The organism is Streptococcus sp. 4155 (assembly GCF_013276695.1).
GTDB classification, from domain to species: Bacteria; Bacillota; Bacilli; order Lactobacillales; family Streptococcaceae; genus Streptococcus; species Streptococcus pseudopneumoniae.
Genome location: NZ_VMLM01000004.1, coordinates 24,058 through 35,619 on the forward strand (window position 1 = coordinate 24,058; position 11,562 = coordinate 35,619).

Annotated in this window: 14 protein-coding genes; all 14 read left to right on the forward strand. The window is 39.9% G+C overall.

The window, feature by feature from the left end:
* Positions 1-109: 109 nt before the first annotated feature.
* The 14 genes from HT715_RS00845 to ftsX all read left to right on the forward strand — a co-directional run bounded on the left by HT715_RS00845 (position 110) and on the right by ftsX (position 11,442).
* Positions 110-667 (forward strand): TetR/AcrR family transcriptional regulator, encoded by a 558-nt coding sequence (locus HT715_RS00845; RefSeq protein ID WP_050261904.1) that lies wholly within the window; start codon positions 110-112, stop codon positions 665-667.
* Between the two features lie 18 nt (positions 668-685).
* Positions 686-1,153: a cytidine/deoxycytidylate deaminase family protein gene (locus HT715_RS00850; protein WP_000136974.1), complete on the forward strand. Its 468-nt coding sequence runs from the start codon at positions 686-688 to the stop codon at positions 1,151-1,153.
* An 88-nt stretch (positions 1,154-1,241) separates the two neighbouring features.
* Positions 1,242-1,871, forward strand: coding sequence for a uracil phosphoribosyltransferase (upp, locus tag HT715_RS00855; RefSeq protein WP_000515974.1), 630 nt, complete (start codon positions 1,242-1,244; stop codon positions 1,869-1,871).
* A gap of 172 nt (positions 1,872-2,043) precedes the next feature.
* Positions 2,044-2,634, forward strand: coding sequence for an ATP-dependent Clp protease proteolytic subunit ClpP (gene clpP / locus HT715_RS00860; RefSeq protein ID WP_000613475.1), 591 nt, complete (start codon positions 2,044-2,046; stop codon positions 2,632-2,634).
* Between the two features lie 78 nt (positions 2,635-2,712).
* Complete coding sequence (locus tag HT715_RS00865) at positions 2,713-2,961, forward strand: YlbG family protein (protein WP_000462126.1); 249 nt, start codon at positions 2,713-2,715, stop codon at positions 2,959-2,961.
* 102 nt (positions 2,962-3,063) lie between these two features.
* Positions 3,064-4,224 (forward strand): ABC transporter substrate-binding protein, encoded by a 1,161-nt coding sequence (locus tag HT715_RS00870; RefSeq protein ID WP_000726146.1) that lies wholly within the window; start codon positions 3,064-3,066, stop codon positions 4,222-4,224.
* Between the two features lie 116 nt (positions 4,225-4,340).
* Entirely contained in the window at positions 4,341-5,210 is an 870-nt protein-coding gene (locus HT715_RS00875; RefSeq protein WP_000941427.1) for a branched-chain amino acid ABC transporter permease, read from the forward strand.
* 3 nt (positions 5,211-5,213) lie between these two features.
* Positions 5,214-6,170 (forward strand): branched-chain amino acid ABC transporter permease, encoded by a 957-nt coding sequence (locus HT715_RS00880; RefSeq protein WP_000662286.1) that lies wholly within the window; start codon positions 5,214-5,216, stop codon positions 6,168-6,170.
* Positions 6,170-6,934, forward strand: a complete 765-nt coding sequence (locus HT715_RS00885) for an ABC transporter ATP-binding protein (RefSeq protein WP_001185997.1) — start codon at positions 6,170-6,172, stop codon at positions 6,932-6,934. Before HT715_RS00880 ends, HT715_RS00885 begins: the two co-directional genes overlap by 1 nt.
* The gene (locus HT715_RS00890; RefSeq protein WP_000062200.1) at positions 6,934-7,644 is read left to right on the forward strand and encodes an ABC transporter ATP-binding protein; all 711 of its coding nucleotides are present in this window, start codon (positions 6,934-6,936) and stop codon (positions 7,642-7,644) included. Before HT715_RS00885 ends, HT715_RS00890 begins: the two co-directional genes overlap by 1 nt.
* A 309-nt stretch (positions 7,645-7,953) precedes the next feature.
* Positions 7,954-8,610 (forward strand): CBS domain-containing protein, encoded by a 657-nt coding sequence (locus HT715_RS00895; protein WP_000268665.1) that lies wholly within the window; start codon positions 7,954-7,956, stop codon positions 8,608-8,610.
* Between the two features lie 107 nt (positions 8,611-8,717).
* Positions 8,718-9,813, forward strand: a protein-coding gene (gene prfB / locus HT715_RS00900; protein ID WP_101502795.1) for a peptide chain release factor 2 whose coding sequence is annotated in 2 segments (ribosomal slippage) — positions 8,718-8,789 and positions 8,791-9,813 — 1,095 coding nt in all. Because the reading frame shifts where the segments join, the coding sequence is not laid out codon by codon here.
* A gap of 17 nt (positions 9,814-9,830) precedes the next feature.
* Positions 9,831-10,523 (forward strand): cell division ATP-binding protein FtsE, encoded by a 693-nt coding sequence (gene ftsE, locus HT715_RS00905; protein ID WP_000022265.1) that lies wholly within the window; start codon positions 9,831-9,833, stop codon positions 10,521-10,523.
* Positions 10,516-11,442, forward strand: a complete 927-nt coding sequence (ftsX, locus tag HT715_RS00910) for a permease-like cell division protein FtsX (RefSeq protein ID WP_000625541.1) — start codon at positions 10,516-10,518, stop codon at positions 11,440-11,442. The genes ftsE and ftsX overlap by 8 nt, the downstream gene beginning before the upstream one ends.
* Positions 11,443-11,562: the final 120 nt, after the last annotated feature.

Consider the following 11,562-nt stretch of genomic DNA (forward strand, 5'->3'; position numbering starts at 1 on the left):
TTGTCAGTTATACATTGACAAAGGTTCTGTCTTTTTTTACAATTATATCATGAAAACCCTTGAAACAAAAGCCTCATCCGTCTGTTGTGACAAGTAGAAAGAAAATGTTATGTCTGAACGTAGAATCTCTGAAAAGTCTCTTGAAAATCTCAGAAAATCAAACCAAGAATCCAATTTATTAACCAGAGAAGCCATTGAAACAGCCCTCTTGCAACTCTTGGAAAAAAAGGAACTGACCAAGATTAGTATTTCTGAATTGGTCAAACGTGCAGGTGTTTCGCGTGCGGCCTTTTACCGCAATTATGACTCCAAAGAGGAAATTTTAGAAAGCGTCTTTAAACGAACTGTCCATAATATTATGGAACAGTTGCATCATTATGATTTAAAGACAGACCTTTATCTGGTCTGGGTTCACCTTTTCCGAGAGGCCAGAAAGGAAGCCAGAGTGATTCAACTGGCCTTGGATTACCATCTGGAAAAAATCTTTGTCCAAGCCATGCAGGAATTTTTAGAAAAATACCATGGAAAATCAAAAGGTGTCAGCTCTTATCTTCATTCCTTCTGGAGTTCAGCCATCGTCTCAGTCCTTTTAAAATGGATCAAGGATGGCATGAAGGTACCTGCTGAAAAGATAGCGGATTTACGGTTACCATTTTTTAAAAAATAGAGAAAAAGGAGAAGAGATATGACTGAAAAAAGACTGGCCTGGGATGAGTATTTTGCAGCCCAAGCCCTACTAATTGCCAATCGTTCCACTTGTAAACGTGCCAAAGTGGGCGCAATTCTGGTAAAGGATAATAAGGTTATTTCCACTGGTTACAATGGTTCGGTGTCAGGGACTGAGCATTGTATTGACCACGAATGTCTGGTCATCGAAGGCCACTGTGTTCGCACCCTTCACGCTGAGGTCAATGCTATCCTTCAAGGTGCAGAACGTGGTGTTCCAAAAGGTTTTACAGCCTATGTAACCCATTTTCCTTGTCTCAACTGTACCAAACAATTATTGCAGGTCGGTTGCAAGCGCGTGGTTTATATCAACCAGTACCGAATGGATGACTACGCCCAATACCTCTATCAAGAAAAGGGAACAGAATTGACTCATTTACCACTTGAGACAGTACAGGAAGCTCTTAAAGAGGCTGATCTAATGTAAAAATTATCAAAAATAAATGGTTTAGAAAGATTTTTAAACCGTTTTTTGGTATAATAAGAAGAATAAATTGAAAGAAGGAATTCCAAAAATGGGAAAAATTGAAGTTATTAATCACCCGCTGATTCAACACAAATTGTCAATCTTGCGTCGTACAGATACTTCTACAAAAGCTTTTCGTGAGCTAGTAGATGAGATTGCAATGTTGATGGGGTATGAAGTACTTCGTGATCTTCCACTAGAAGATGTGGAAATCGAAACACCAATTACAAAAACAGTTCAAAAACAATTGGCAGGTAAGAAATTGGCCATTGTTCCAATCTTGCGTGCAGGTATCGGGATGGTTGATGGGCTCTTGAGCTTGGTTCCAGCTGCTAAAGTTGGCCATATCGGTATGTACCGTGATGAAGAAACACTTCAACCAGTTGAATACTTGGTGAAATTGCCTGAGGACATTGACCAACGTCAAATTTTTGTCGTAGACCCAATGTTGGCAACAGGTGGTTCAGCAATCTTGGCTGTTGATTCTCTTAAAAAACGTGGCGCATCAAATATCAAATTTGTCTGCCTTGTATCTGCTCCAGAAGGTGTTAAAGCCCTTCAAGAAGCTCATCCAGATGTAGAAATCTTTACAGCAGCCTTGGATGAACGTTTGAACGAACACGGATATATCGTTCCAGGTCTTGGAGATGCTGGAGACCGCTTGTTCGGTACTAAATAAAATTAAAAAGAGATTGACTTGGAAAAGGATTTCCAGTCGTGAAAGGAGGTTGAATTTTTGTTTCTGTCTAATGAAAACAGAGCAAAAATTTGACCTTTTTTGACCAAGATATTATAATAGTCTTATCTTCAGTCATTTGACCAACAAAAATAAAACTCAAAAGGAGAAATAAATGATTCCTGTAGTTATTGAACAAACAAGCCGTGGAGAACGTTCTTACGATATTTACTCACGTCTTCTTAAAGACCGCATCATTATGTTGACAGGTCCAGTTGAAGACAATATGGCCAACTCTGTTATTGCCCAATTGCTTTTCTTGGATGCTCAAGATAGTACAAAAGATATTTACCTTTATGTCAATACACCAGGTGGTTCTGTTTCAGCTGGTTTGGCAATCGTTGATACCATGAACTTTATCAAGGCAGATGTCCAAACCATCGTGATGGGGATGGCTGCATCTATGGGGACTGTCATCGCATCAAGTGGAGCAAAAGGCAAACGTTTCATGCTTCCAAATGCTGAATACATGATCCACCAACCAATGGGTGGTACAGGTGGTGGTACTCAACAAACCGATATGGCGATCGCTGCAGAACACTTGCTTAAAACTCGTAACACCTTGGAAAAAATCTTGGCTGAAAATTCAGGTCAGTCAATCGAAAAAGTTCATGCAGATGCAGAACGCGATAACTGGATGAGCGCCCAAGAAACACTTGAATATGGCTTTATTGATGAAATTATGGCCAACAATTCATTAAACTAATGATGATAGAAGGCAAACTCGACTGGGTTTGCTTTTTTTGGTATAATAGGGAGAGATTTCTTAGAAAGAGGATTTATCATGTTTGAAAAAGTCAATCGATCTGGCTTGATTATCTACCTTTACTATAATCGGGATGCAAAAAAACTGCAGGATTATGGAGATATTACCTATCATTCCAAGAAGCATCGTTACTTGCAGCTTTATGTTCCAACTCAAGAAGTGGAGCAATTGGTCGGGCGCTTGAGCAAGGAAAAGTTTATCAAAAAAGTCAGAGTTTGTCATATCCAAGAGCTGGAAACACCCTTTGTGGGTAACCTTTACCGATAGGAAAACGTTATCAGATAAAAATTTAAAGAAAAGTGTTGACAATTTTCTGATAATTCGATATATTCTTAACAGACTATTTAAGAAATAAGGAGACAAAAAAAGATGAAGAAAAAATTTGCCCTATCGTTTGTGGCGCTTGCAAGTGTAGCACTTCTTGCAGCCTGTGGAGAAGTGAAGTCTGGAGCAGTCAACACTGCTGGTAACTCAGTAGAGGAAAAGACAATTAAAATCGGGTTTAACTTTGAAGAATCAGGTTCTTTAGCTGCATACGGAACAGCTGAACAAAAAGGTGCCCAATTGGCTGTTGATGAAATCAATGCCGCAGGTGGTATCGATGGAAAACAAATCGAAGTAGTCGATAAAGATAATAAGTCTGAAACAGCTGAGGCTGCTTCAGTTACAACTAACCTTGTAACCCAATCTAAAGTATCAGCAGTCGTAGGACCTGCGACATCTGGTGCGACTGCAGCTGCGGTAGCGAACGCTACAAAAGCAGGTGTTCCATTGATCTCACCAAGTGCGACTCAAGATGGATTGACTAAAGGTCAAGATTACCTCTTTATCGGAACTTTCCAAGATAGCTTCCAAGGAAAAATTATCTCAAACTATGTTTCTGAAAAATTAAATGCTAAGAAAGTTGTTCTTTACACTGACAATGCCAGTGACTATGCTAAAGGGATTGCCAAATCTTTCCGCGAGTCATACAAGGGTGAAATCGTTGCAGATGAAACTTTCGTAGCAGGTGACACAGACTTCCAAGCAGCCCTTACAAAAATGAAAGGGAAAGACTTTGATGCTATCGTTGTTCCTGGTTACTATAATGAGGCTGGTAAGATTGTAAACCAAGCGCGTGGTATGGGAATTGACAAACCAATCGTTGGTGGTGATGGATTCAACGGTGAGGAGTTTGTACAACAAGCAACTGCTGAAAAAGCATCAAACATCTACTTTATCTCAGGCTTCTCAACTACTGTAGAAGTTTCAGCTAAAGCTAAAGCCTTCCTTGACGCTTACCGTGCTAAGTACAATGAAGAGCCTTCAACATTTGCAGCCTTGGCTTATGACTCAGTTCACCTTGTAGCAAACGCAGCAAAAGGTGCTAAAAACTCAGGTGAAATCAAGGATAATCTTGCTAAAACAAAAGACTTTGAAGGTGTAACTGGTCAAACAAGCTTCGATGCAGACCACAACACAGTCAAAACTGCTTACATGATGACCATGAACAATGGTAAGGTTGAAGCAGCAGAAGTTGTAAAACCATAATAGAAAAATGTTGAAATAGGGAATGAGCCTCGGACTCACTCCCTGTTTCGATGTTTAAGAACCTATCAAAAAGTGAGGGAAAACCCTCGGAATTATAAATAGAAAGAGTGAATCTTATGCTCCAACAACTAGTAAATGGTTTGATTCTAGGTAGTGTTTATGCGCTGTTAGCACTAGGATATACCATGGTTTACGGAATTATCAAGCTCATCAACTTCGCCCATGGTGATATTTATATGATGGGAGCCTTTATCGGTTATTTCTTGATCAATTCTTTCCAAATGAATTTCTTTGTAGCTCTTATTGTAGCCATGCTAGCGACAGCTATTCTTGGTGTCGTGATTGAGTTCCTTGCTTACCGACCTTTGCGTCACTCTACTCGTATTGCTGTTTTGATTACAGCTATTGGGGTTTCTTTCCTATTGGAGTATGGCATGGTCTATCTGGTTGGTGCCAATACTCGTGCCTTTCCTCAAGCGATTCAAACAGTTCGCTATGATTTGGGACCAGTTAGCCTAACAAACGTGCAGTTAATGATCTTGGCCATTTCCTTGATTTTGATGATTTTGTTACAGGTCATTGTCCAAAAGACTAAGATGGGGAAAGCCATGCGTGCTGTATCTGTAGATAGCGATGCGGCACAATTGATGGGGATCAATGTAAACCGTACGATCAGCTTTACCTTCGCTTTGGGTTCAGCTCTTGCGGGTGCGGCTGGTGTTCTGATTGCCCTCTATTATAACTCTCTTGAGCCTTTGATGGGGGTTACTCCAGGTCTTAAGTCTTTCGTTGCCGCGGTACTTGGTGGTATCGGAATCATTCCTGGTGCGGCTCTTGGTGGCTTTGTGATTGGTCTATTAGAAACTTTTGCGACAGCCTTTGGGATGTCAGACTTCCGTGATGCCATTGTTTATGGAATCTTGTTGTTGATCTTGATTGTCCGCCCAGCTGGTATCCTTGGTAAAAATGTGAAAGAGAAGGTGTAAGCGATGAAGGAAAATTTAAAAGTTAATATTCTATGGTTACTCCTTTTATTAGCTGGCTATGGCTTGATTAGTGTATTGGTTTCAGTCGGAGTACTCAATCTATTCTATGTACAGATTTTACAACAAATTGGAATTAATATTATTTTGGCTGTTGGTCTCAACTTAATCGTTGGTTTTTCAGGACAATTTTCACTTGGTCATGCTGGTTTCATGGCGATTGGTGCCTATGCAGCAGCTATTATTGGTTCTAAATCACCAACCTACGGTGCCTTCTTTGGAGCCATGCTGATAGGGGCTTTACTTTCAGGAGCAGTTGCCTTGCTTGTCGGAATTCCAACCTTGCGTTTGAAGGGGGACTATCTTGCAGTAGCAACTCTAGGTGTTTCTGAAATTATCCGTATCTTTATCATCAATGGCGGAAGCCTTACAAATGGTGCGGCAGGTATCTTGGGAATTCCAAACTTTACAACTTGGCAAATGGTTTACTTCTTTGTTGTGATTACAACCATTGCAACCTTGAACTTCTTGCGTAGTCCAATTGGTCGTTCAACCCTCTCTGTTCGTGAGGATGAAATCGCTGCTGAGTCAGTTGGGGTTAATACGACTAAAATTAAAATCATCGCTTTTGTCTTTGGTGCCATTACTGCGAGTATTGCAGGGTCACTTCAGGCAGGATTTATCGGTTCAGTTGTACCGAAAGATTACACTTTCATCAACTCAATCAACGTTTTGATTATTGTTGTCTTTGGTGGACTTGGTTCCATTACAGGTGCCATTGTATCGGCTATTGTTCTGGGAATTTTGAATATGCTTCTCCAAGATGTTGCCAGCGTGCGTATGATTATTTACGCTTTGGCCTTGGTATTGGTAATGATTTTCAGACCAGGTGGACTCCTTGGAACATGGGAATTGAGCCTATCACGTTTCTTTAAAAAATCTAAAAAGGAGGAACAAAACTAATGGCATTACTTGAAGTAAAACAGTTAACCAAACATTTTGGCGGTCTAACAGCTGTTGGAGATGTGACTCTTGAATTGAACGAAGGGGAACTGGTTGGACTAATCGGTCCAAATGGAGCTGGGAAAACCACCCTTTTCAACCTCTTGACGGGTGTTTATGAACCAAGTGAGGGAACAGTAACCTTAGATGGTCACCTTTTGAATGGAAAGTCACCTTATAAGATTGCTTCTTTGGGACTTGGACGTACATTCCAAAATATCCGTCTCTTTAAAGATTTAACCGTTTTGGACAATGTTTTGATTGCCTTTGGTAACCATCACAAACAACATGTTTTTGCTAGTTTTTTGCGCTTACCAGCTTTTTACAAGAGTGAAAAAGAATTAAAGGCTAAAGCCTTGGAATTGCTGAAAATCTTTGATTTAGATGGTGATGCAGAAACTCTAGCTAAAAATCTTGCCTACGGACAACAACGTCGTTTGGAAATTGTTCGTGCCCTCGCTACGGAACCTAAAATTCTCTTTTTGGATGAACCAGCCGCAGGTATGAACCCGCAGGAAACAGCCGAATTGACTGAGTTAATTCGTCGTATCAAAGATGAATTTAAGATTACAATCATGTTGATTGAACACGATATGAATCTGGTCATGGAAGTAACAGAACGTATCTACGTACTTGAATATGGCCGTTTAATTGCTCAAGGAACTCCAGATGAAATTAAGACCAATAAACGCGTTATCGAAGCTTATCTAGGAGGTGAAGCCTAATGTCTATGTTAAAAGTTGATAATCTTTCTGTGCATTATGGTATGATTCAAGCAGTCCGTGATGTAAGCTTTGAAGTGAATGAAGGAGAAGTTGTTTCCCTTATCGGTGCCAATGGTGCAGGTAAGACAACCATTCTCCGTACCTTGTCTGGTTTGGTTAGACCAAGCTCTGGAAAGATTGAATTTTTAGGTCAAGAAATCCAAAAAATGCCAGCTCAAAAAATCGTAGCAGGTGGGCTTTCACAAGTTCCAGAAGGACGCCACGTCTTTCCTGGCTTGACTGTTATGGAAAATCTAGAAATGGGAGCTTTTTTAAAGAAAAATCGTGAAGAAAATCAAGCTAACTTGAAGAAGGTCTTTTCACGCTTCCCACGTCTTGAAGAACGCAAGAACCAAGATGCAGCCACTCTTTCAGGAGGAGAACAACAAATGCTTGCCATGGGACGCGCTCTTATGTCAACACCAAAACTTCTTCTCTTAGATGAACCCTCAATGGGACTTGCCCCAATCTTTATTCAAGAGATCTTTGATATCATTCAAGATATTCAGAAGCAAGGAACAACCGTCCTCTTGATTGAACAAAATGCTAATAAAGCACTCGCAATCTCTGACCGAGGATATGTATTGGAAACAGGGAAAATCGTTCTATCAGGAACAGGAAAAGAACTCGCCTCATCAGAAGAAGTCAGAAAAGCGTATCTGGGTGGCTAAAACAATCCAGTGGATTGTTTTAGTCGGTGGATGAGGATTACGAAGTAATCATCATTATAGTCCGGGGGACCTTTTTAGTCGGTGGATGAAGATTGCGAAGCAATTCTCATCTGCACTGGAAGGTTAGCTTCTGATAATTGAAATAAAATCGAATGAAAGGTATCTTGCTTTCATTCACAGAGCTCGATTTTAGAGCTCTTTTTGCTAGCTTATTCATACTTTTCTGAATTTTGAAAAAGAAATGTAAGCGTTTGATAGATTTACAAAAAGATTGTATAATAGGGATAAGAATAGAAAAGGAGAAGTCTCATGGCAGTTAAAGATTTTATGACCCGCAAGGTAGTTTATATTAGTCCAGATACAACAGTATCTCATGCAGCAGATTTGATGAGAGAGCAAGGGTTGCACCGCTTGCCTGTTATCGAAAATGATCAATTGGTTGGTTTGGTAACTGAGGGAACCATTGCTCAAGCTAGCCCATCAAAAGCAACCAGTCTTTCTATCTATGAGATGAATTATCTTCTAAATAAGACAAAAGTAAAAGATGTCATGATTCGCGATGTTGTCACTGTTTCAGGCTATGCGAGTCTAGAAGATGCAACTTATCTGATGTTGAAAAACAAGATTGGTATTCTTCCTGTAGTAGATAACCATCAAGTCTATGGGGTTATTACGGACCGTGACGTTTTCCAAGCCTTTCTTGAAATTGCTGGTTATGGAGAAGAAGGAATTCGTGTGCGCTTTGTTACAGAAGATGAAGTTGGCGTTCTTGGTAAGATTGTTTCTCTAATCGTTGAAGAAAATTTGAATATCTCCCATACAGTCAATATTCCGCGTAAGGATGGTAAGGTCATTATCGAAGTGCAAATCGATGGATCAATTGATTTACCAGCCTTGAAAGAAAAATTTGAAGCAAATGGTATTCAAGTGGAAGAAATCACTCGCACTTCAGCAAAAGTCTTGTAAGAAGGGAAGCCGAAAGGCTTCTTTTTTCATAAAAAAGGGATTATAGCAAAAGATGGAAAGAAATGATAAAATATGCTATAATGAAATGATGTAAAAAAGGAGTATTTATGGACATTTCAGTAATCCGTCAAAAAATTGACGCAAATCGTGAAAAATTAGCTTCTTTCAGGGGGTCTCTTTGACCTCGAAGGGCTAGAGGAAGAGATTGCCATCTTGGAAAACAAGATGACAGAACCTGATTTTTGGAATGATAATATTGCGGCCCAAAAAACGTCGCAAGAATTAAATGAATTAAAAAACACCTATAACACCTTCCACAAAATGGAAGAGTTGCAGGATGAAGTCGAAATTTTATTGGACTTTTTAGCTGAAGACGAGTCAGTTCAAGAAGAACTGGTAGAGCAGTTAGCCGAACTTGATATGATGATGACCAGCTATGAGATGACTCTACTCTTGTCAGAACCTTATGACCACAACAATGCCATCTTGGAAATCCATCCAGGTTCTGGTGGTACTGAGGCTCAGGACTGGGGTGATATGTTGCTTCGTATGTATACTCGTTATGGTAATGCTAAAGGCTTTAAAGTGGAAGTATTGGATTACCAAGCAGGGGATGAAGCTGGTATCAAGTCAGTAACCTTATCATTTGAAGGGCCTAATGCCTATGGTCTTCTCAAGTCAGAAATGGGGGTACACCGTTTGGTGCGAATTTCACCATTTGACTCTGCCAAACGTCGCCATACATCTTTCACATCCGTAGAAGTGATGCCTGAGTTGGACGATACCATTGAAGTGGAAATCCGGGAAGATGACATCAAGATGGATACCTTCCGTTCAGGTGGTGCCGGTGGACAAAATGTCAATAAAGTTTCAACAGGTGTACGTTTAACCCACATTCCAACTGGAATTGTTGTTCAATCAACAGTGGATCGTACCCAGTATGGAAATAGAGATCGTGCCATGAAGATGTTGCAGGCTAAGCTCTATCAAATGGAGCAAGAAAAGAAAGCTGCGGAGGTAGATTCCCTCAAGGGTGAGAAAAAAGAAATCACATGGGGAAGCCAAATCCGTTCTTATGTCTTCACTCCTTATACTATGGTAAAAGATCACCGAACTAGCTTTGAGGTTGCTCAGGTAGATAAGGTTATGGATGGGGACCTAGATGGTTTTATCGATGCCTATCTCAAGTGGCGAATTAGCTAATATAGAAAGGAAGTCACATGTCAATCATTGAAATGAGAGATGTCGTCAAAAAATACGACAACGGAACGACTGCCCTACGCGGTGTTTCGGTCAGCGTTCAACCGGGGGAATTTGCTTACATCGTAGGACCTTCAGGAGCAGGGAAGTCAACTTTTATCCGTTCTCTGTATCGTGAAGTAAAAATCGATAAAGGAAGTCTATCAGTTGCTGGTTTTAATCTGGTTAAGATCAAAAAGAAAGATGTCCCGCTTCTGCGTCGTAGTGTTGGGGTTGTCTTCCAGGATTATAAACTCTTGCCAAAGAAAACGGTCTATGAAAATATTGCTTACGCTATGGAAGTAATCGGGGAAAATCGCCGTAATATCAAAAAACGAGTGATGGAAGTTTTAGACTTGGTTGGGTTAAAGCACAAGGTTCGTTCTTTCCCAAATGAGCTCTCAGGTGGAGAGCAACAGCGGATTGCGATTGCACGTGCCATTGTAAATAATCCTAAAGTATTGATAGCAGATGAACCAACAGGAAACCTGGATCCGGATAATTCATGGGAAATTATGAATCTCTTGGAACGGATTAACCTACAAGGGACAACTATTTTGATGGCGACTCATAATAGCCAGATTGTAAATACCTTGCGCCACCGTGTCATTGCCATTGAAAATGGCCGTGTCGTTCGTGACGAATCAAAAGGAGAGTATGGATACGATGATTAGTAGATTTTTTCGCCATTTATTTGAAGCCTTAAAAAGTTTGAAACGAAATGGTTGGATGACAGTAGCTGCTGTCAGTTCAGTCATGATTACTTTGACCTTGGTGGCAATATTTGCTTCTGTTATTTTCAATACAGCGAAACTAGCTACAGATATTGAAAATAATGTCCGTGTAGTAGTTTATATCCGAAAGGATGTGGAAGATAACAGTCAGACAATTGAAAAAGAAGGTCAAACTGTTACAAATAATGACTACCACAAGGTATATGATTCTTTGAAGAACATGTCTACGGTTAAGAGTGTTACGTTTTCGAGTAAGGAAGAACAATATGAAAAATTAACCGAGACAATGGGAGATAACTGGAAAATCTTTGAAGGAGATGCCAATCCTCTCTATGATGCCTATATTGTAGAGGCAAACACTCCAAATGATGTAAAAACTATAGCCGAAGATGCTAAAAAAATTGAAGGTGTCTCTGAGGTTCAAGATGGCGGTGCCAATACAGAAAGACTCTTCAAGTTAGCTTCATTTATCCGTGTTTGGGGACTAGGGATTGCTGCCTTGTTAATTTTTGTCGCAGTTTTCTTGATTTCAAATACCATTCGTATTACTATTATTTCCCGCAGTCGCGAAATTCAAATCATGCGCTTGGTCGGAGCTAAAAACAGTTATATTCGTGGACCGTTCTTGTTAGAAGGAGCCTTTATCGGTTTATTGGGAGCTATCGCACCATCTGTTTTGGTCTTTATTGTTTATCAAATGGTTTACCAATCTGTTAACAAATCGTTGGTAGGACAAAATCTATCTATGATTAGTCCAGATTTATTTAGTCCGTTGATGATTGCCCTACTATTTGTGATTGGAATTTTTATTGGTTCACTGGGATCAGGAATATCCATGCGTCGATTCTTGAAAATTTAGGTAAAATAATTACTTTTATGAGGAGGTTGTAAAATCTCCTTTTTTGCTACAAAAATTTTAGAAAAGGGACTTCTAATACTCAATGAAAATCAAAGAGCAAACGTAACCGCCCAATAACGA